Genomic DNA, 19,230 nt, shown 5'->3' with positions numbered 1-19,230 from the left:
GCGCACGGAGCGCCAGGTGACGCCCCCGAAGCCTGCGACGGAGGAGGCCGATCGGGATGGACGAGCGATGGACGACGGTGACGTTGGCCGCCGATGCGGCGATGCCCCACGACGAGGCCCTGCGGTGGATCGTGGCCCGCGCCGACGCCGGTGTCGAGCGGCTGCGGATCATCGGCGCCGACCACGCGCTGGAGGGCCGGACGCCGGTCGCCGACCAGCTCGCCGAGGCCGCGCGGACCGCTCTGCCCGGTGTGGCGGTCGAGGTGCACCGGCACGCGGGCCCGTTCGCCGCAGCCCTGGTCGAGGAGTCGGACGGCGGCGACCTGCTCGTGATCGGGAGCTTCCGCCACCGGCGCGGATCGACGGCCGGCGGTGACCCGGCGCGGGTCGCCGAGCGTGCTGCCGTCCCGACCGTGGTCGTGCCGGAGGGTCCGCACCCGATCGACGGTGACGTGGTGCTCGCGGTGGAGGACCCGATCGACGAACGTGCGGTGTCGATCGCCGTCGACGAGGCCGTCCGGCGGAACCGACGGCTGACGCTGCTGCGCGCGTGGGAGATGCCCGTGCTCACCCGGACCGGGCTGACCGACTTCGCCGAGGACCCGCTCCGGTGGCGTACGAGCAACGCCGAACTGCTGCAGCGGGTGACGTCCGTGCTGGCCGCACGGTACCCGTCACTCCGCCTCCGTCCGCTGCTGGTCGAGGGCCACCCGGGTCACGCGATCGCCTCGCACACCCGCCGGGCGTCGCTGGTGGTGCTCGGTCGCGGGCACGTGCGCGCGCTCTCGGGCTCGTTGCTCCACGACGTCGTGCGCGAGACCGCCGCCCCGGTCTGCGTGGTCCCGCCGGCGGCGCACCCGGACAGCCGAGCGGCCACGGCGACCGAGACCGCCGGTGGGATCAGCCGGCGAGGGCGCGGATCGCGGCGGCCATCCGCGCGGTCAGGTACGTGACGCCGCGCTCGTTCGGGTGCAGGGCGCCGGCCTTCAGGTCGATCTTCCGCAGGTCGCCGGAACCAGTGAGGGTCACACCGGCCACGTAGCGCTTCGACGCGGCGCACGGCGAGTGGTCCTGCGTGCTCGCGAAGACGTCGACGAACCGCACCCCGGCGGCGGCGGCAGCGGACCGGGAGACCTCGTTGAGCTCGTCCTGGACACCGTGCAGGTACTCGACGTCGGTGTCCGTGAAGGGGTAGGTGTCCGACGGGAACGAGCCCGCCAGGGTGCCGAGGTCGAGTGCCGACCGGAAGCAGCCCTTCGCGGGGGTGTCCTCGGCGTCCGGGAAGATCGCCGGGTACCCGAGGAACACGACGACGGCGTTCGGGGCGGCCCGCTGCACCGCGCCGAGTGTGTCGGCGATGCCGAGTGCCACGCGCGACTGGATCTTCACGGCGAGCTGGTCGACGCCGTCCTGCACGAGGGTGCTCTCGCACGACGGGGCGTCGCGGCCAGAGAACACCGGGCCGTTCGCGGAGATCGCCAGGCACGAGGCCGCCGTGCCGAACAGGTCGGCGTCGTTGCCGCCGATCGTCAGGGTCACCAGTCGGGTGCGGTCGGACAACGACTCGATCTGCGGCGGGACGCCCTTGAACTGGTGGCCCGTGGTGACGTCGTCGCTCGTCGCGCCGGCGCACGTGACGTCGGTCAGGGTGAGCCCGAACTGCGCCGCGAGCCGGTGCGGGTAGTCGCGCGCCGACTGCACGCAGGCGTTCGTGGGCAGCCCGGTGCGGTCCCTCAGGCCGTACCCGGCCGAGTAGGAGTCGCCGAGCGCCACGTACTCACTGCCCGGCGGGATCGCGTCGAGCGTCTCGGTGGGGTCGGCGGTCACGGGGTACGGCTCGGGCACCGGCCACATCGGCGCCGCGGAGGCCGGCGGCGCGCCGACGGACCCGCCGAGGCCCGCCGCCACGAGACAGACGGCGCCGACCACCGCCAGGGCAGTGCGCAGTGGTCGGCGGGCGATCCGGAGCAGTCCCGGCCTCAGCGGCGTCCGAGACGACGCTCGCCGCCGCTGCCCGTGCGGTACTCGAGGCCGTAGTGCTGGAACAGCTCGGGCTCGGTCGCGGCGTCGAGTTCACCGTCGGTCGCGATGGAGGGCGCGTCCTTCACGAGCTTCTTCGGGAAGGTCACGCGCAGGTGCTTCGGTGCGACGGTCGCCCCGACGAGGGGGACGAACACGAGCTTCTGGAAGCCGACCATCCCGGTCGTGAGCGCACCGAACGCCGGCTCGGACGTGGCGGTGTCGTAGTAGATGCTCTCGAGCGTCCCGACCTTGTCCTCGGCCTCGTCGACGACCGGCAGGCCGATCCAGTCACGGATGTTGGCGGCTTCGAACACGAAGGACTCCTTCCGAGTGCCCGGTGGGTCCGGGTGGCTCTCGGTCGACGCTACCGGTCGGTCGCCTGTGCGGTCACCCCGAGCACGTCGAGCCGGTCCACCGCGGCGAGCACGTCGGCCGCGCCGACCGCCAGGATCGCCGGGTCGGGGTCCTCGGCGAAGACGTCGCCGCGCCGGACCGAGGCATCGGTGAGGACGATGTGCGGACCCGATGCGGGCGGTCCCCAGGCCTCCGGCGGCGCCGGTCCGAAGAGCACCACCGACGGCACGCCGTAGGCGGTCGCGAGGTGCGCCGCACCGGTGTCGACGGTGACGACGAGCCGCGCCGCGGCGATGACGCCCGCGAACTCCTGCAGCTCCAGGGAGCCGGCCAGGACCGCCCCCGGCGCCAGGCCGGCTGCGTCCGCGACGGCACGTGCACGGGCGACGTCGTCCGCGCCTCCCGTCAGGACCACGTCGGCACCGCGCTCCCGCAGCCCGCGCACCACGTCGGCGAAGCGGTCCGTGGGCCAGTGCCGCGCCCCGTGGAAGGCACCGACGTGGACGACCGCGGCGTCGGCGACCACGGGCGGTGCCGCCGGGCGGTCGACGGCCACGTCGTCGGCGTCGGCGGGGACGCCGTGCCAGGTGAGCAGGTCTGCCCAGCGGTCGCGTTCGTGCACGTCCGTCGGCCACTCGGGACCGTCGTAGCCGTGGGTCGGGTCGGCGTGCCCGATGACCCGACGGGGCTGCAGGGCGGCGATCAGGTCGGACGACTCGGGGCCGGCGCCGTGCAGGTTCACCGCGACGTCGACCGTGCCGGCGGGGACGTTGATCGGGTGGTCGAGGCCGTGCTGCGCCAGGTGGACGTCCACGGCGGGGACGAGCTCGACGACGGGTGCCAGCCACTTGGTCGTCGCGAGGGTGATGCGGTGGTCGGGGAAGGCCCGTCGCAGGGCGCGGAGCGCGGGGACGGCGACCAGGAGGTCGCCGAGCTTGATGGCGCGGAGGACGACGAGCTCCGGGCGTCCGTCGGCGGCGGGCAGGGTCTCGAGTGCGGTCACGGGCGCGACGGTAGGCGGTGCCCGCTGGTGGCGTCGGCAGCGGGCGCGTTCCCCGGCTGTCCTGAACCGGCACGCGGCCGCCGACCGGTACTCCGGTGCCATGCCCCTCGCTCCGGACCGCGCGATCAGCGGCCTGCTCTTCGACCGCGACGACACCCTCGTCGTGGACTTCCCGTACAACGCCGACCCGCGCCTGGTGGTGCCCGTCCCCGGTGCCCGTCGCGCCGTGGAGCGGGCTCGTGCAGCCGGGCTGCTGCTCGGCGTGGTCACCAACCAGTCCGTGATCGCGAAGGGCCTCGCGACGCGCGAGCAGGTCGACGCGACGAACGCCCGCGTGGACGCGCTCGTCGGGCCGTTCGACGTCTGGTGCGTCTGCCCGCACGACGCCGGCGACGACTGCGCCTGCCGGAAGCCGCGGCCGGGGATGGTCCTCGATGCCGCCGAGCGACTCGGGGTCCCGCCGGACGCGCTCGTGCTGGTCGGCGACATCGGTGCCGACGTGCAGGCGGCGCGGGCCGCGGGAGCGCAGGGCGTGCTCGTGCCGACCCCGCGCACGCGACCCGAGGAGGTCGACGACGCCGAGACCGTCGCGGCGACCCTCGCCGAGGCCGTCGACCTGGTGATCGCCGCGGCCGGACCGTCGACCGTCGAGACGGACCGCACGTGAGCCGTCCCCGCGTCCTCGTGGCGCGCCTCGACTCGTTCGGTGACGTCCTCGTCGCCGGCCCCGCCGTCCGCGCCGTCGCCGCCGGTGCCTCGCACGTCACGATGCTGTGCGGACCGCAGGGCGCCCCGGCCGCCGACCTGCTGCCCGGTGTGGACCGCGTCCGGGTGTGGGCAGCGCCCTGGGTCACCGAGACGGCGCGGCCGATCGACGACGCCGTGCTCGCCGAGTTCCGCGCGCTCGTCACCGAGGAGCGACCCGACGAAGCGGTCGTCCTCACCTCGTTCCACCAGTCGCCGCTGCCCCTGGCACTGCTCCTGCGCCTCGCCGGTGTCCCCCGCGTCTCCGGGGCCTCGGTCGACCACCCGGGGTCGCTCCTCGACGTCCGCCTGCGACCCGGCGAGGACCTGCCCGAGGACGTCCCCGAGCCCGAGCGTGCGCTGCGGATCGCCGACGCGGCCGGGTTCCGGCTGCCGCCGGGGGACGACGGGAGGCTCGTGGTGCGTCACGACGCCGTTGCACCCCGGTCCGTGGCCGGGCTGGGACGGTACGTGGTCGTGCACCCCGGCGCCAGCGTCCCCGCCCGGTCGTGGCCGGCGTCGCACCACCGGGAGCTCGTCGCCGCGTACGCCGAGCGTGGCGTGCCCGTCGTCGTCACTGGCTCCCCCGGTGAACGCGACCTGACCGCGGCCGTCGCCGGCGCCACCGGCATCGACCTCGGCGGTCGGACCACGCCCGCCGAGCTCGCCGCGGTCCTGGCCGGTGCCGAGGTCGTCGTCGTCGGCAACACCGGGCCGGCGCACCTCGCCGCGGCGGTCGGCGCACCGATCGTCAGCCTCTTCTCGCCCGTCGTCCCCGCCGTCCGGTGGGCGCCGTACGCACCGCTGGTCGAACTGCTCGGGGACCAGGCGGCTCCTTGCCGGCTCAGCCGTGCCCGCGAGTGCCCCGTCCCCGGCCACCCGTGCCTGTCCACGGTGCGCATCGAGGACGTGCTCGCGGCCCACCGACGACTGCTCGACCGCGCTTCGCGGATGGAACCGAGAAGTCTGCGGAGCGCGCCAGAAGGTGCTGCGTAGCGTCCGCCACTGCTCCCCCTTCTCCTCGTGCCCGACCGACCGAAAGGCCCCGCATGCGCATCCTCGTCTGGCACGTGCACGGCGGCTGGATGGACGCGTTCGTCCGCGGCCCGCACGAGTACCTGATCCCCACCACGCCGGCGCGCGACGCCTGGGGCCTCGGTCGTGGCGGGCGCGCCTGGCCGGCGTCGGCGATCGAGATCGACCCCGCCGACGTCGCCGACGCCGAGGTCGACGTGGTCGTCCTGCAACGCACCGAGGAACTCGACGCGGCGAAGCGCCTGCTGGCCGGTCGCGACGTGCCGATCGTCTTCGTCGAGCACAACGCGCCCCGCGTCGACGTGCCGAACAGCCTGCACCCGTTCCGCGACCGCGACGACCTGACCATCGCGCACGTCACGCACTGGAACGCGCTGATGTGGGACTGCGGCACCACGCGCACCACGGTCGTCGAACACGGCGTCGTCGACCCCGGCCCGCGCTACACCGGCTCGCTCGACCGCCTCGGCGTCGTCATCAACGAGCCCGTGCGTCGGGATCGCGTCGTCGGCACCGACCTGCTCCCCCGCTTCGCGGCCGTGGCACCCGTCGACGTCTGGGGCATGGGCACCGAACGGCTGCCGGAGCTCGGCTTCGGCGACGCCGTGGTCGCCCGCGGTGACGTGCCCTCCGACCCGATGCACGCGGCCCTCGCCGAACGCCGTGCGTACGTCCACCCGAACCGGTGGACCTCGCTGGGCCTGTCCCTCCTCGAGGCGATGCACCTGGCGATGCCGGTCCTGGTGCTCGCGACGACGGACGCGGCCCGCACGGTGCCGGGCGAGGCCGGCGCGATCGCGACGGACGTCGAGGAGCTGGTGCGGGCCTCCCGGATCCTCGTCGAGGACCCCGACGAGGCGCGCCGACGGGGTGCCGTGGCGCGGGAGGCCGTGCTCGCACGACACGCGCTCGGCCGCTTCACCGCCGACTGGGACGACCTGCTCGACGACGCCGTGACCCGCGGTGCCCGGCGCGACCGGGTGGCCTCGGCCGCGACTTCGGCCACGACTTCGGCCGCGACTTCGGCCACGACTTCGGCCACGTTCGAGGGGAGCCTTCGATGAAGATCGCGATGGTGTCGGAGCACGCGAGCCCGCTCGCCGTGCTCGGCGGCGTCGACGCCGGTGGACAGAACGTCCACGTGGCCGAACTGTCCGGGGCGCTCGCGGACCGCGGGCACCAGGTGACCGTCTACACCCGGCGTGACGACGCATCCGCGCCGGTCCGGGTGCCGCTGCGACCCGGGGTCGACGTCGTGCACGTCGACGCCGGTCCGGCGCGGCACGTGCCGAAGGACGAGCTGTTCCCCTTCATGGGGACGTTCGCGTCGGTGCTCGCCGCGGAGTGGTTCGTGGACCGGCCCGACGTCGTGCACGCCCACTTCTGGATGTCCGGGCACGCGGCACTCGACGCCGTCGCGCAGGTGCAGGCCCGGACCGGCGGCACCCGCATCGCCGTCGCGCAGACCTTCCACGCGCTCGGCGTCGTGAAGCGTCGGCACCAGGGCTCGGCCGACACGAGTCCCGCCGAGCGCGAGTGGCTCGAACCGGCCGTCGGACGGAGCGCCGACCAGGTCGTCGCGACGTGCTCCGACGAGGCCTTCGAGCTCAAGGCCCTCGGCGTCCCCCTGCAGCGCATCTCCGTCGTGCCGTGCGGCGTCGACGTGGCGCTGTTCCGCCCCGACGGACCCGTCGAGGAGCGCGGCCGTCCGCAGCGGGTGCTCACCGTGTCGCGGCTGGTCCGGCGCAAGGGCGTCGGCACGACCATCGCCGCACTCGCCGCCCTGGTCGCCGAGGGGCGCGACGTCGAACTCGTGGTCGTCGGCGGTGCCGGTGTCGCCGGGGCCGACCTGGTGGACGACCCCGAGTACCAGCGGCTCGACGCCCTCGCCCGGTCGCTCGGGGTCCGTGACCACGTGACCTTCCGCGGACAGCTGGCGCAGCACGAGATGCCCGCCGTGTACCGGAGCGCCGACGTCGTGGTCTGCGCACCCTGGTACGAGCCGTTCGGCATCGTCCCGCTCGAGGCGATGGCCTGCGGTCGACCCGTCGTCGCGTCGAGTGTCGGTGGGCTCATCGACACCGTCGTCGAGGACGGCACGGGCCTGCACGTCCCGCCGCGCGACGAGGCCGAGGTCGCCGCTGCCGTCGGCGCCCTGCTCGACGACCCGGACCGCCGCGGATCCCTCGGCCGGGCCGGCCGTGCACGCGCGGAGTCGCGGTACACGTGGCAGAAGGTGGCCGCGGACAGCGAGCGCGTGTACGAGCGGCTGCTGGCCGGTGCCGTCGCCGTGGCCGCGCCGACCACCACGGCGGGCACACCGCAGCGCGCCGCCACGGCGGGCGCACCGCAGCGCGCCGCCACCCACGCCGGACGGGTCCCGCGTGCCGCACAGCAGACCGAGAGGACCGCCCGATGACCATCGACCAGCAGCCCGGCATCGACGAGCACACCACCGCGAGTGCGCGCATCGTGCTCGACCACGTCGCCGCCTCGGTCCCCGTGATCGCCTCGCTCGTCGACCACCACGACCACATCGCCGCCTGGGCCGACGACATCGCGGCCCGACTCGTCGCAGGTCGGCGCCTGCTCGCTGCGGGCAACGGCGGGTCGGCCGCCGAGGCGCAGCACCTGACCTCGGAGCTGACCGGACGCTTCGACGGCGACCGCCCCGCCTACTCCGCGATCTCGCTGCACGCGGAGACCTCGGCCGTCACGGCGATCGGCAACGACTACGGCTTCGACGAGGTCTTCGCCCGACAGGTGTCGGCGCACGCACGGGCGGGTGACGTCGTCGTGCTGCTGTCGACGAGCGGCAGGAGCCCGAACCTGCTCCGCGCCGCGGAGGCCGCCCGTGCCGTCGGCGCCCGGACGATCGCCATGACCGGGCCCCGGCCGAACCCCCTGGCCGAGGCCGTGGACGACGCGATCTGCATCGCTGGGCAGTCCGCCAACGTGCAGGAGGCGCAGCTCGTGCTCGTGCACGCCCTGTGCCGGGCGATGGAGCCCGCTCTGCGCCGCGGGGTCCGGCGATGACGCCGCAGCGACCGGCCGCGCAGCACCCTGCGGATCGTCGTCGCCTGCGGATCGTCGTCGTCGGCGACACGTTGCTCGACGTCGACGTGGCCGGCACCAGCGATCGGCTCAGCCCGGACGCACCCGTGCCCGTCGTCGACGTCACGACCGACGACCGCCGCGCCGGGGGTGCCGGACTCGTCGCCACGATGCTGGTGCGCGACGGACACGACGTCACCCTGGTCACCGTCCTGGGCGACGACAGTCGTGCGCAGGAGCTCCGCGACCTGCTCCCCGACGTCACCGTGGTCGCCGGGCCCTCCGGCGCCCCGACGCCGGTGAAGACCCGCGTGCGCGTCGTCGACCACGCGCTGGTCCGCATCGACGAGGGCTGTGCGACCCCGCCCGTGCCCGAGGCCACCGACGCCATGACGGCCGCCCTCGACGACGCCGACGCGATCGTCGTCGCCGACTACGGCCGCGGGGTCGCCGCCGCTCCGGCGCTGCGGGAGGCCCTCGCACGCGTCGCCGAGCACACCCCCGTGGTCTGGGACCCGCACCCGAAGGGCGCCGCACCCGTGCCCGGCATCACCGTGGCCACCCCGAACGCCGCCGAGGCCCGCCGGTTCACCGACGTCGAGGGCCACGGCGTGCCCGTCGCCACCGTGCCCTTCGCCACCGTGCCCTTCGCCACCGTGCCCTTCGCGACCGTGGCCGCGGCGGCCCTCGTCGAGCAGTGGGGTGTCGGTGCCGTCGCGGTGACGCTCGGCGACCGCGGAGCACTCCTCGCTGACGACCGTTCGGACAGCCGCTTCGTGCCGGCACCCTCCGTCACCGCCGGCGACCCGTGCGGCGCCGGGGACCGGTTGGCGGCCGGTGTCGCCGTGGCACTGGCCGGTGGAGCGGACGTCCCTGGAGCCGTCGCCGCCGGCGTGGTCGCGGCCTCCGAGTACCTGGCCGCCGGCGGCGTCACCGCGCTCTTCGCCGACGACGGCCCTGCGCCGCTGCGGGTACCGGGCGCCGACCGCGACGCGCTGCGCACCGTGCACGAGGTCCGGAGCGCCGGCGGCACCGTCGTCGCGACCGGCGGCTGCTTCGACCTGCTGCACGCCGGGCACGCCCGCACCCTGTCGGCCGCGCGGGCACTCGGCGACTGCCTGGTCGTGTGCCTCAACTCGGACAGTTCGGTCCGCGCGCTCAAGGGTCCGGAACGGCCGATCATGACCCAGGACGACCGCGTCGAACTGCTGCTCGCCCTGGACTGCGTCGACGCCGTCGTGGTGTTCGACGAGCACACCCCCGACGAGGCACTCCGCCGGTTCCGCCCGGACGTCTGGGCGAAGGGCGGCGACTACACCGCGAGCGAGCTGCCCGAGGCCGCAACCCTCGCCGAGTGGGGCGGACGAGTCGTCACCGTCCCGTTCCACCCCGGCCGCTCGACGACCCGCCTGGCTGCAGCCCTCGAACACGTCGGCTGAACCCGACGGACCCACGCCCCTACGGAAGGAAGTCCATGCCCGTCCCCACCACCCCCATCGGCCGCGTCCTCGTCACCGGCGGCGCCTCCGGACTCGGCGCGGCGGTCGTCGCCGCGGTCGTCGAGGCCGGCGGCACCCCGATCGTCCTCGACCTGCGCGTCGACGCGGTGTCCGAGGGCATCGACGCCGTGGCCGTCGACGTGTCGGACACCGACGCGGTCGAGCAGGCGGTCCGCCAGGCGGCCGACCGTCACGACGGACTCGACGCGGTCGTGACCGCCGCGGGGATCGACACCCCGGCACCGATCGACGCGATCTCGTCCGGCAACTGGGAGAAGATCGTCGCGGTCAACCTCATCGGCACCGCCTCGGTCGTCCGCGCCGCACTGCCCGCCCTCGAGGCAGCGCACGGACGTGTGGTCACGATCTCGTCGTCGCTCGCCCTGCGCGGCGTCGGCGACGGCACCGCGTACTCGGCGTCGAAGTTCGGCGTCCGCGGTTTCTCGCAGGCCCTGGCCGCCGAGACCGCCGGCCGCATCGGTGTCACCAACGTGATCCCGGCCGGCATGCGCACGAACTTCTTCGCCGACCGCACCGAGCAGTACAAACCGGGTCCGGACGCGCAGCTCATCGAGCCCGAGTACGTCGCGAACGCGATCCTCTTCGCGTTGTCGCAGCCGGCCGGCTGCGAGATCCGGGAGCTGTCGATCATGCCCGCGACGGAGCCGAGCTGGCCGTAGGCGCTCGCTGCGCGCCGCGCCGCTGCCAGGCGCGTTGGTCGTCGCCACGGTGCGGCCGGGAGGCGCGGTGCCGGTCGTGCGCCGGGCTTCCCGTCCGTCGGTCTTGTCACGTTGCCTGCGCGGTGCGGCGTGCGCCAACTGGTGCGGGGTTGACGGCGTGGTGCGCGCCTGTGGCGCCGCACTCAGCGGTCAACGGCGCACGGGGTGGGGACGTGCGCACGGTGCGGACGGGAGGCGCGGTGCCGGTCATGCGCCGGGCCTCCCGTCCGTCGGTCTTGTCACGTTGCCTGCGCGGTGCGGCTTGCGTCGTCTGGTGCGGGGTTGACGACGTGGTGCGCGCTTGCAGCGCCGCACGCAGCGGTCAACCGCGCACAGGGTGGGGACCTGCGCACGGTGCGGCTTGCGTTGCCTGGTGCGGGGTTGACGGCGTGGTGCGCGCTTGCAGCGCAGCACGCAGCGGTCAACCGCGCACGGGGTGGGGACGTGCGCACGGTGCGGTCAGACGGTGCCGCGGTCAGACGGTGCGGAGCAGGTCGGCGACGTCGTCGAGGACCAGTTGCGGGTCGATCTCGTCGACGTAGGACGGGTCGTGCGCGCAGCGCTCGGCCGTCCACCCCACCTGCGTGACGTCGATCCCGCAGACCGGGCAGCGCGTGACGAAGGACAGGTGCACGCGGTGGCGCCCGCGGTCGAAGGGCCCGGCGTTGACGACGTTGCCGAACCAGAACACGCCGACCGTGGGGGTCCCGACGGCGACCGCCAGGTGCCGCGGGCCGGAGTCGTCGCCGACCATGACGTCGGCGGCGGCGAGCACGGCGGGGAGCTCGCGGAGCGGCACGGCGGCGGTCAGGTCGTGCACGCGTCCGGCGAGGTCGGCGGGCAGCGCGTCGACGATGGCGGTCGACGCCTGCACGTCGGACGCATCGCCGACGAGCACCACGTCGTCCCCGGCGGCGAGCCGGACACGGGCGACCTCGGCGAAGCGCGAGGGGCTCCAGCGCCGGCGCGGGTCGGTCGCTCCGGGGTGGATCGCCAGGAGCCGGGTGCCGTCCCCGGCGACCCCGAGCCGCTCGCGGACCGCCGCCCGCTCGTCGTCGGACACGTGCACCCGCGGATCGAGCGTGACGGGGGCGGCCCCCGCGAGCGACACGACCTCGAGGGCACGCAGGACCTCGTGCTGGTAGTACACGTAGCGCACCCAGCGCTCGAGGACCTCGGCGTCCTCGGTCGCGGTGCCGACGGTGTGCCGGGCGCCGAGCCGGAGCAGGAACGGGTTCGAGTTGCGACCCCCACCGTGCAGCTGCACCGCGAGGTCGAACCGGCCGGACAGCCGCGCGAAGAAGTCCTCGGCATCAGGAGCGTCGTCGCCGGCGTCGCGGACACCCGGCGCGACCGGGAGTTCCTCGAAGGCGTGCACGGCGTCGGTCCGACCGCCCAGGACGGCTGCCGCGGCGGGCGTGCCGAGGAGGGTGGTGCGCGCGTCTGGGTAGGCCGCGGCGAGGGCTTCGAGGGCGGGCACGGCGAACATCAGGTCGCCGAGGCCCCCGCCGCGGAGCACCGCGATCTCGGTCACGCCGTCGAACCGTTCTCCGCCCACACCGATCTGCTGCACGTCTCTCGTCTACCGGTCGGGTGCCTGAGGGACGTCCAGCACCGGGCGGCGGACGGCCACCGATGGACACGAAGCGCGGAGTCGAGTCGGCACACAGCGGTGTCCGAGCACCGTCTGACCCCCGCCCGCCCTCCGGAAGGACACCATGACGATCGCACCCGCTGCTGCCGACGCCGCCACGGACCTGGTGGTGACCGACCCCGTCGACGGGACGGTCGCGTCGACCGTGCCCCGTGCCTCCGAAGCCGAGGTCCGCGATGCGGTCGCCCGCGCCCGGGCCTCTACCGGCGCCTGGGCGCGCACCGCCCCGGCCGAGCGCGGGGCGCTTCTCCACGCGGCGGCCGAGCACGTGCGCGCGCACGCCCAGGAGCTCGCCGACCTGAACACCCGCGAGACCGGCAAGGTGCCGGGTGACGCACTCGGTGGGGTCGAGGCCGGCGTCGGAACGCTCGTGCAGTACGCCGAGCTCGGACCGGTGCACCGCGGCGAGGCGCTGCGCGGGCAGTTCGGGGCCGCCGATTGGGCCGTCCCACACTCCCGCGGGGTCGTCCTCGCGCTGACGCCGTGGAACGACCCGGTCGCCGTGGCCTGCGGGATCCTCGGTGCCGCGATCGTCACCGGCAACACCGTGGTGCACAAGGGCAGCGAGCGGTCCCCCGCCACCATCGCACGCCTGAACGCACTGCTCGCCGAGGTCCTGCCCGACGGCGTGCTCGTCGGCGTGGACGGGGACGGGTCCACCGGCGAGCTGTTGCTCGCCCAGGAGGGCATCGACGCGTACGCGCACGTCGGGTCCACCGCGACCGGTGACCGGCTGTCCGAGGTCGCCGTCGCGACCCGAGCCCACGTGGTCCGTGAGAACGGCGGGAACGACGCGGTCGTCGTCGATGCCGACGTCGACCCGGCGTGGGCGGCCGCCCAGGTGGCGCTCGGCGCGTTCGCCAACACCGGGCAGATCTGCACCAGCGTCGAGCGCGTCTACGTGCACCGTGACGTCGCCGAGCCCTTCGTCGCCGCCCTCGTGGCCGAGGCGGAGCGCCGCACCGCCGCACCCGCGACGACCTACGGTCCGCTGGTCGACGACCGGCTGCGCAGCACCGTGCAGGCGCACGTCGACGACGCCCTGCAGCGCGGTGCCTCGGCGCGGACCGGTGGGGTCACCCCGGACGGCGTCGGATCCTTCTACCCGGCGACCGTGCTCACCGGGTGCACCGACGACATGCTCGTGATGACCGAGGAGACGTTCGGGCCGATCGCGCCGGTCCGCGTCGTGGCCGACTTCGACGAGGGGCTCCGGCTCGCCGCCGCCGACCGCTACGGCCTGGCCGCCACCGTCCTGACGAACGACACCGGCCACGCCCTGCGCGCCGCCGCGGAGCTGCCGGTCGGCACCGTCAAGGTCAACGCGGTGTTCGGTGGTGCGCCGGGCGGCAGTGCCCAGCCACGAGGAGCCTCGGGAGCGGGTTTCGGGTACGGCCCGCACCTGCTCGACGAGATGACCACCACCACGGTCGTGCACCTCGAGCCTGCCCCCGCACGCACCGTCGGCGGCACACGATGAGCGTCGACGTCCGGCTCGTCCGCGACCTGGTCGCCACGATCGACGACCGCGAACCGCTCGTCGTCGTGATCGGCGACTGCATCCTCGACCGGTGGACCGTGGGCGAGGCCGAGCGGGTCTCACGCGAGGCACCGGCACCGGTCGTCCGGGTCACCGGGACCATCGCGGTGCCCGGCGGGGCGGCGAACACCGCGGTGAACGCCCGCGCGCTCGGCGCCCGCGTCCGGATCGTCGGACTCATCGGCGACGACGAGGCCGGTGACGTCCTGCGCGAACGGCTCGAGACCGCGGGCGTCGACACCGCGTTCCTGGTCGAGATCGCCGGTGCGCGCACCACCACGAAGTCCCGCGTGGTCGGTGGCGACCGGGTCGTGGTGCGGGTCGACGACCTGGCCGGCACACCGACCGCCGACCACAACGAACGGCTGGCACGTGCCGTCGCCCGAGCCGTCCGCTGCGCCGACGCCGCGGTCGTCTGCGACTACGGACTCGGCGTCCGTGCCGAGGACGTCGTCCCGGTGCTCGACCGCGACCGCCCTGGGTCGATCGTCGTCGACGCGCACGACCTGCCCCGCTGGGCGTCGTTGCGACCCGACCTCGTCACGCCGAACGCCGGCGAGGCCGCAGCACTGCTCGGACGCGACCTCGGGACCGGCGCCGACCGGGTGGCCGCCGTCCTGGGCGCACGCGCCGACGTCCTCGCCCGGACCGGTGCCCGCGCGGCCGTCGTCACGCTCGACCGCGACGGCACCGTGCTGCTCGAGCGCAGCACGGACGAGGGTTTCCGCACCCGTGCGGTGCCGGCCTCGGAGCAGCAGGCGTCCGGAGCCGGGGACACGTTCTGCGCCGCCGCGACGGTGGCGCTCGCGGTCGACGCGTCCGTCCGCGACGCCGTGTCCGTTGCGCAGGCCGCCGCCGACGTCGTCGTCCGCGAGGCCGGTACGTCGGTGTGCAGCGCCGCCGCCCTGCTCGACTCGGTGTCGGCACCGGCAGCCACCGTCGTCGACCACGACGAACTCGCGGCCGCCGTCGAACAGGCCCGTCAGGCCGGTCGGCGCGTGGTGTTCACGAACGGCTGCTTCGACGTCGTGCACCGTGGGCACACGACGTACCTGCGCCAGGCCCGGGACCTCGGTGACCTGCTCGTCGTGGCGCTGAACGACGACGACTCGGTGCGACGGCTGAAGGGCCCGGAACGCCCGATCAACCCTGCCGAGGACCGCGCCGGGGTGATCGCCGCCCTGGCCTGCGTCGACCTGGTGACGGTGTTCGCGACCGACACCCCGATCCCGCTCATCGAACGGCTGCGCCCCGAGGTCTACGTCAAGGGCGGTGACTACTCACCCGAGATGCTCCGCGAGACGGCGGTCGTGCGCGGGTACGGCGGTGAGGTGGTCATGGTCGACTACGTCCCCGAGCACTCCACGACGGCCGTTGTCCGGCGCATCCGCGAAGCCGCGGCCGCATCGGCCGGGTCGGCGAAGCCACCCGCGGCGTCGGCCGGGTCCGCGGTGCCAGCCGCCGCGACCACCGCGACCGCAGCCGCGACCGACCCCGAGGGGACCACGCACGGAAAGGTCATACCGCAGTAGGGGGTCGTCGAGACCCCGGCGGGATGGCAGCGCTCCCGGCGCTCCGTAGCGTCGAACCCGTCGACGAGGTCCGTCGGCGGAGGGAGCGTCGCCGTGTTCGACCAGATCACCCCGTTCGTCGTCGAGTTGGCCGCGAGTCCGCTCGTCTACGTCGTGCTCGTCGCCCTGTGCTTCGTCGACGGCTTCTTCCCGCCGGTCCCGAGCGAGTCCGCGCTCGTAGCCGTCGCCGCCATCGCCGCGACGTCCGGCCAGCCCGTCCTGGCCGGGGTCCTGGTGGCCGCCGCGGTGGGTGCGATCGCGGGTGACTCGGTGGCGTACTGGATCGGCCGTCGGATCGGACTCGCCCGCCTGGCGCAGTCCCGACGGCCGCGGATCGCCGCGGCGTTCGCGTTCGCCGAACGGCAGATGCAGCGCCGGTCCGCGAGCCTGATCCTGGTCGGCCGGTACATCCCCGTCGGCCGGGTCGCGGTGAACATGACCGCCGGCGCGATCCGGCTGCCCTACCGTCGCTTCCTCGCCATCAGCGCGATCGCCGGGACGGCGTGGTCCGCGACCTCGGTCGGGATCGCCCTGGCCGCGTCGCAGGTGCTGCACGAGCCGCTCGTCGCCGCCCTGGTGTCGATGGTGGTCGCGGGCGGCCTCGGCATCGCGGTCGACCGGGTGATCGGTAGCATCAGCCGCAGGCGCGACACCCGTGCCGCCCGAGCGGCCGCCGCGATCGTCCCCACGACCGGCGTCCCCACGACCGACGTCCCCACGACCGACGTGCCCGCGACCGACGTGCCCACCGCGAGCACAGCACCCGTCACGCACGCCCCGTCCGCCACACCCCGAATCGTCCCCACCGGAGAGATCGTCCGACCGTGACCACCGCCCTGCTCCGCCCGCGACCGACCTGGCTGCCGCTGGCGACCCGGATCGCTCTCGTGGTCGCCGTGGTGTCCCTGTTCAGCGTCGCCGCCCCGGTGACCTCGGTCTACTACGCCGTCGCGGTCCCGCTCTCCCTGCTCGTGTCGGCGGTGCTCGCGGTCAGCATCGGCATCGCCCCGTTCGTCCCCCGCACCGCCGCCGCCGCCCACCTCGTCGGACTCGTCGTGCTCGGCCTGCTCACCGCCCCGGTCGAGACGAGCCCGTGGCCGATCCCGGTCACCGGCATCATCGGCCTGAGCGTCCTGCTCGTCGTGCTCGGGGTCCGCTCGACCTGGCGGCTGACCGCGATCGTGTGGGCCGTCGCCGCCGTGCTCCCCCTGCTGCTCGTCGCCGTGACGCCGGGCCGCTGGGACCAGCCCGCCGTGTGGGCGACGAGCTTCGTCGTGTCCGCCGGCGACACGCTCCTGGTCGCCGCGGCCGCCGTCGTCATCGGGCAGCGCCGCAGCATCCGCCAGGAGCTCGTCGCCGCCCGCCGCGACGCCGAGCTCGAGCAGGCCCGGCGCCGAACGGTCGAGGAACGCTCCCGCATCGCCCGCGAGCTGCACGACGTCGTCGCGCACAGCATGTCCGTCGTGCACATGCAGGCGGAGTCGGCCCCGTACCGTGTGGCCGACCTGCCGCAGGAGGCCCGCGCCGAGTTCGCCGCGATCGCCGAGACCTCGCGTACCGCGCTGCGCGAGATGCGCCAGCTGCTCGGCACCCTGCGCGGGGACACCGCCGCCGAGCGCGCACCGCAGCCGGACCTCGCCGACCTGCCCGCGCTCGTGCAGGCCACGCGCGCCGCCGGCATCCCGGTGGAGCTCGACGTCGACGTCGCCGACGACGTCGACCGGCTCGCACAGCTCACCGTCTACCGGGTCGTGCAGGAGGCGCTCGGCAACGTCGCCCGGCACGCGCCCGGCGCGTCCACCGTCGTGACGGTCAGGAGGCACGGCTCGCGTCTCCGGGTGGACGTCGCCAACACCGCTCCACCCGCTGGCACCGTGCCGGCCGCACCGCCCGACGACGGTGGCTTCGGCCTGGCCGGGATGCGCGAGCGGGTGACGGCGCTCGACGGCACGATCGACCACGGCCCCGTGGCGGACGGCGGCTTCACGGTCGTGGTGACCCTGCCCGTCCGCGTACCGGCGGGCGACGGGGGAAGCCGATGACGCGGGTGATGGTGGTGGACGACCAGCAGATGTTCCGCATGGGACTGCGGGCGATCCTCCAGGCCCAGGACGACGTCGAGGTCGTCGGCGAGGCCGCGAACGGTGCCGAGGCGGTGGTCGCGGCGATCCGGCTGCAGCCGGACGTGATCCTGATGGACGTCCGGATGCCGGAACTCGACGGGATCGAGGCGACCCGACGGATCACGGCGGCGCCGACGGACCGACCCGTCCGCGTGGTCATGCTGACGACGTTCGACATCGACGACTACGTGTTCGACGCCCTGCGGGCCGGGGCCAGCGGCTTCCTGCTCAAGGACGCGAGCGCCGACGAGCTCGTCGCGGCGGTGCGCACGGTGGCCGCGGGCGAGGCGCTGCTCGCGCCGCGCGTGACCCGGCACCTGGTCGAGGCGTTCGTCGCCGGACCGGTCACCGCCGCTCCGCGCACCGAGGTGCTCGACGTCCTGACCGACCGGGAGCGCGACGTGTTCCTGCTCATGGCGCGCGGGCGGTCGAACGGCGAGATCGCGGGCGACCTGTTCATCGCGGAGCAGACCGTCAAGACCCACGTGGGGCGGGTGCTGGCGAAGTTGCAGTTGCGCGACCGGGTGCACGCCGTGGTGCTGGCGTACGAGGCCGGTCTGGTCCGCCCGTCCGCCTGACGCGCCGCCGCCGTCCGCCGGGCCCCCGTCCGCCGCGCCGCTCACGTCCCCCGAGGTTCCGAAATCTGCACATCTCGCGCGCCGAAACGTCGGTCCGTGGAATCTCGGCGTCGCGTCAGCGGCGTGTCGCCCAGCCGCGCACGGGGTCGACGCGGGTCGCGGTGGGCAGACGCGACGACAGACAGACGGGAGGCCCGGTGCCAGCTGGCATCGGGCCTCCCGTCAGGGGTTGGTCGCGACTCAGGCGGCGAGGTGCGCCTGCAGGAACCAGCGGTCCTTCGTGAGACCGCGCTCGATCTCGATGACGACGTCCTGGCTGTTGAGGTCGACCTCGTCGAGACCCTCGACGGCGCGACGGACCTGCAGCAGGGCCGCGTCGATCTGGGCGATGACCTCGGTGATGGTGACGTCGGAGTTCTGGAAGCCCTGCGACAGCGGCGGCAGCGTCGTGTTGGCGGCGACGGTCGCGATGCGCGAGTCGACCGGCAGGCCGAGGGCGACGATGCGCTCCGCGGCGGTGTCGGCGTAGGCCTGGGCGTGCTCGACGATGTCGTCGAGGAGCTCGTGCACACCGACGAAGTTGCGGCCGCGGACGTGCCAGTGCGCCTGCTTGCCGTTGACGACGAGTGCCTCGAGGTCGATCACGACGGGGGCGAGGAACTGTGCCACTCCGGCGGCGAGCTCCGGCGTCGTCGAGAACGGGGACGTGGTGGTCGTGGTGCTGGTGGTGGTCGTGGTCATGTCTGAACCTCCTGCGTCGTGGTTACACCGGATCGCTGGGCCTGTCCTGACCAGTTCGGTGCTGCCGATGGACACAACCATGCCCGCTTCTCTTGTATGCCGCAAGGAAGCGGAGGCTGCCCTTACCGGCGGCGAGCAGCCGCCAGCCGGCAGCGGTCAGCCGACGAGCGTGTCGAAGCCGGCGTCGCTCAGCTCGATCTGGACGGCGGAACGCGCCCGCTCGACCCAGGGGCTGTCGGTGCACCCGATCCAGACGCTCGTGCGCGGCTCGCAGTCGGCGACGCACCACTCGGCCGCCCAGCCGGTCAGGGCGTGCGCGAGGGCCTCGCCGTGGTCGGCGAAGACGAGCGGCGACACCGCCGAGGTGCGGGCGCTGCGGACCAGCCACGTCACGGTCACGCGGGGCGGCGCGGGCAGGATGCGGATCTGCTCGTCGAGGGCGACCTCGACGAAGACCTGTCCGTACGCGTTCTCCGGCAGGTCTTCGAGCTGACGGCGGATCTCCGGCAGGTCCTCGACGCCGCCGGCGATGAGGATGCGTTCGCTGGGCTGTCGCCGGGTCCGTGCCATGCTGCAACGGTAAGGCAAGCCTT

19 protein-coding genes are annotated in these 19,230 nt (G+C 74.5%); 13 read left to right on the top strand and 6 right to left on the bottom strand.

Annotated features, from left to right (window positions below; genetic code table 11):
- Positions 1–56 precede the first annotated feature (56 nt).
- Positions 57–953 (top strand): universal stress protein, encoded by an 897-nt coding sequence (locus EDF48_RS11430; protein WP_131880070.1) that lies wholly within the window; start codon positions 57–59, stop codon positions 951–953.
- On the opposite strand, the gene EDF48_RS11425 is transcribed toward EDF48_RS11430, so the two are convergent.
- From EDF48_RS11425 to EDF48_RS11415, 3 genes are all read right to left on the bottom strand, one after another.
- Positions 901–1,827, bottom strand: a complete 927-nt coding sequence (locus tag EDF48_RS11425) for an SGNH/GDSL hydrolase family protein (protein WP_165932376.1) — start codon at positions 1,825–1,827, stop codon at positions 901–903. The two genes, EDF48_RS11430 and EDF48_RS11425, sit on opposite strands and share 53 nt — an antisense overlap.
- Before the next feature lie 152 nt (positions 1,828–1,979).
- Positions 1,980–2,336: a PRC-barrel domain-containing protein gene (locus tag EDF48_RS11420; protein WP_111084060.1), complete on the bottom strand. Its 357-nt coding sequence runs from the start codon at positions 2,334–2,336 to the stop codon at positions 1,980–1,982.
- 50 nt (positions 2,337–2,386) lie between these two features.
- A complete protein-coding gene (locus EDF48_RS11415; protein WP_131880066.1) occupies positions 2,387–3,379 on the bottom strand; it encodes a glycosyltransferase family 9 protein in 993 nt (330 codons plus the stop codon).
- 100 nt (positions 3,380–3,479) lie between these two features.
- On the opposite strand from EDF48_RS11415, the gene EDF48_RS11410 reads away from it, so the two are divergent.
- Genes EDF48_RS11410 through EDF48_RS11380 form a run of 7 tightly spaced genes read left to right on the top strand, consistent with a single transcriptional unit; the run spans position 3,480 to position 10,391 of the window.
- Positions 3,480–4,046 carry an HAD family hydrolase gene (locus EDF48_RS11410; protein ID WP_131880064.1) on the top strand — a complete coding sequence of 189 codons (567 nt, stop codon included), beginning with the start codon at positions 3,480–3,482 and terminating at the stop codon, positions 4,044–4,046.
- Positions 4,043–5,119, top strand: coding sequence for a glycosyltransferase family 9 protein (locus EDF48_RS11405; RefSeq protein ID WP_243648779.1), 1,077 nt, complete (start codon positions 4,043–4,045; stop codon positions 5,117–5,119). The genes EDF48_RS11410 and EDF48_RS11405 overlap by 4 nt, the downstream gene beginning before the upstream one ends.
- 53 nt (positions 5,120–5,172) lie before the next feature.
- Complete coding sequence (locus tag EDF48_RS11400) at positions 5,173–6,222, top strand: glycosyltransferase (protein WP_131880062.1); 1,050 nt, start codon at positions 5,173–5,175, stop codon at positions 6,220–6,222.
- Positions 6,219–7,577: a glycosyltransferase gene (locus EDF48_RS11395; protein ID WP_131880061.1), complete on the top strand. Its 1,359-nt coding sequence runs from the start codon at positions 6,219–6,221 to the stop codon at positions 7,575–7,577. The genes EDF48_RS11400 and EDF48_RS11395 overlap by 4 nt, the downstream gene beginning before the upstream one ends.
- A complete protein-coding gene (locus EDF48_RS11390) occupies positions 7,574–8,194 on the top strand; it encodes an SIS domain-containing protein (protein ID WP_131880059.1) in 621 nt (206 codons plus the stop codon). The genes EDF48_RS11395 and EDF48_RS11390 overlap by 4 nt, the downstream gene beginning before the upstream one ends.
- Positions 8,195–8,238: 44 nt before the next feature.
- Positions 8,239–9,651 carry a PfkB family carbohydrate kinase gene (locus EDF48_RS11385; protein WP_131880231.1) on the top strand — a complete coding sequence of 471 codons (1,413 nt, stop codon included), beginning with the start codon at positions 8,239–8,241 and terminating at the stop codon, positions 9,649–9,651.
- Positions 9,652–9,686: 35 nt separating this feature from the next.
- Positions 9,687–10,391, top strand: coding sequence for an SDR family oxidoreductase (locus tag EDF48_RS11380; RefSeq protein ID WP_131880057.1), 705 nt, complete (start codon positions 9,687–9,689; stop codon positions 10,389–10,391).
- Between the two features lie 514 nt (positions 10,392–10,905).
- Here EDF48_RS11380 and EDF48_RS11375 read toward each other — a convergent pair.
- A complete protein-coding gene (locus EDF48_RS11375) occupies positions 10,906–12,003 on the bottom strand; it encodes a glycosyltransferase family 9 protein (protein WP_131880055.1) in 1,098 nt (365 codons plus the stop codon).
- 145 nt (positions 12,004–12,148) lie between these two features.
- Between EDF48_RS11375 and EDF48_RS11370 the strand changes: the two genes are divergently transcribed.
- From EDF48_RS11370 to EDF48_RS11350, 5 genes are all read left to right on the top strand, one after another.
- Positions 12,149–13,564 (top strand): aldehyde dehydrogenase family protein, encoded by a 1,416-nt coding sequence (locus EDF48_RS11370; RefSeq protein ID WP_131880053.1) that lies wholly within the window; start codon positions 12,149–12,151, stop codon positions 13,562–13,564.
- On the top strand, positions 13,561–15,156 hold the full coding sequence (gene rfaE2, locus EDF48_RS11365; RefSeq protein WP_131880051.1) for a D-glycero-beta-D-manno-heptose 1-phosphate adenylyltransferase: 1,596 nt from the start codon (positions 13,561–13,563) through the stop codon (positions 15,154–15,156). Before EDF48_RS11370 ends, rfaE2 begins: the two co-directional genes overlap by 4 nt.
- A 93-nt stretch (positions 15,157–15,249) precedes the next feature.
- Positions 15,250–16,023, top strand: a complete 774-nt coding sequence (locus tag EDF48_RS11360; RefSeq protein WP_131880049.1) for a VTT domain-containing protein — start codon at positions 15,250–15,252, stop codon at positions 16,021–16,023.
- Positions 16,020–17,237, top strand: a complete 1,218-nt coding sequence (locus EDF48_RS11355) for a histidine kinase (RefSeq protein ID WP_131880047.1) — start codon at positions 16,020–16,022, stop codon at positions 17,235–17,237. The genes EDF48_RS11360 and EDF48_RS11355 overlap by 4 nt, the downstream gene beginning before the upstream one ends.
- Positions 17,234–17,896: a response regulator transcription factor gene (locus EDF48_RS11350; protein ID WP_123292794.1), complete on the top strand. Its 663-nt coding sequence runs from the start codon at positions 17,234–17,236 to the stop codon at positions 17,894–17,896. Before EDF48_RS11355 ends, EDF48_RS11350 begins: the two co-directional genes overlap by 4 nt.
- Before the next feature lie 240 nt (positions 17,897–18,136).
- Here EDF48_RS11350 and EDF48_RS11345 read toward each other — a convergent pair whose 3' ends face one another.
- Both EDF48_RS11345 and EDF48_RS11340 read right to left on the bottom strand, forming a co-directional pair.
- A complete protein-coding gene (locus EDF48_RS11345; RefSeq protein WP_111084072.1) occupies positions 18,137–18,637 on the bottom strand; it encodes a DNA starvation/stationary phase protection protein in 501 nt (166 codons plus the stop codon).
- A gap of 156 nt (positions 18,638–18,793) precedes the next feature.
- A complete protein-coding gene (locus EDF48_RS11340) occupies positions 18,794–19,207 on the bottom strand; it encodes an SIP domain-containing protein (protein ID WP_123292793.1) in 414 nt (137 codons plus the stop codon).
- Between the last annotated feature and the right edge of the window lie 23 nt (positions 19,208–19,230).

It is taken from the genome of Curtobacterium sp. PhB191 (assembly GCF_004346515.1).
Classification (GTDB): domain Bacteria; phylum Actinomycetota; class Actinomycetes; order Actinomycetales; family Microbacteriaceae; genus Curtobacterium.
The sequence above is the reverse complement of the archived record's forward strand: the minus strand, read 5'-3'. Positions and strand labels throughout refer to the sequence as shown.

Bases quoted from the DNA above. Each gene is read 5' to 3' on its own strand.
- EDF48_RS11430 (WP_131880070.1), top strand. From the start codon at position 57: ATGGACGAGCGATGGACGACGGTGACGTTGGCCGCCGATGCGGCGATG.
- EDF48_RS11410 (WP_131880064.1), top strand. From the start codon at position 3,480: ATGCCCCTCGCTCCGGACCGCGCGATCAGCGGCCTGCTCTTCGACCGC.
- EDF48_RS11400 (WP_131880062.1), top strand. From the start codon at position 5,173: ATGCGCATCCTCGTCTGGCACGTGCACGGCGGCTGGATGGACGCGTTC.
- EDF48_RS11395 (WP_131880061.1), top strand. From the start codon at position 6,219: ATGAAGATCGCGATGGTGTCGGAGCACGCGAGCCCGCTCGCCGTGCTC.
- EDF48_RS11390 (WP_131880059.1), top strand. From the start codon at position 7,574: ATGACCATCGACCAGCAGCCCGGCATCGACGAGCACACCACCGCGAGT.
- EDF48_RS11380 (WP_131880057.1), top strand. From the start codon at position 9,687: ATGCCCGTCCCCACCACCCCCATCGGCCGCGTCCTCGTCACCGGCGGC.
- EDF48_RS11370 (WP_131880053.1), top strand. From the start codon at position 12,149: ATGACGATCGCACCCGCTGCTGCCGACGCCGCCACGGACCTGGTGGTG.
- rfaE2 (WP_131880051.1), top strand. From the start codon at position 13,561: ATGAGCGTCGACGTCCGGCTCGTCCGCGACCTGGTCGCCACGATCGAC.
- EDF48_RS11350 (WP_123292794.1), top strand. From the start codon at position 17,234: ATGACGCGGGTGATGGTGGTGGACGACCAGCAGATGTTCCGCATGGGA.
- EDF48_RS11345 (WP_111084072.1), bottom strand. From the start codon at position 18,637: ATGACCACGACCACCACCAGCACCACGACCACCACGTCCCCGTTCTCG.
- EDF48_RS11340 (WP_123292793.1), bottom strand. From the start codon at position 19,207: ATGGCACGGACCCGGCGACAGCCCAGCGAACGCATCCTCATCGCCGGC.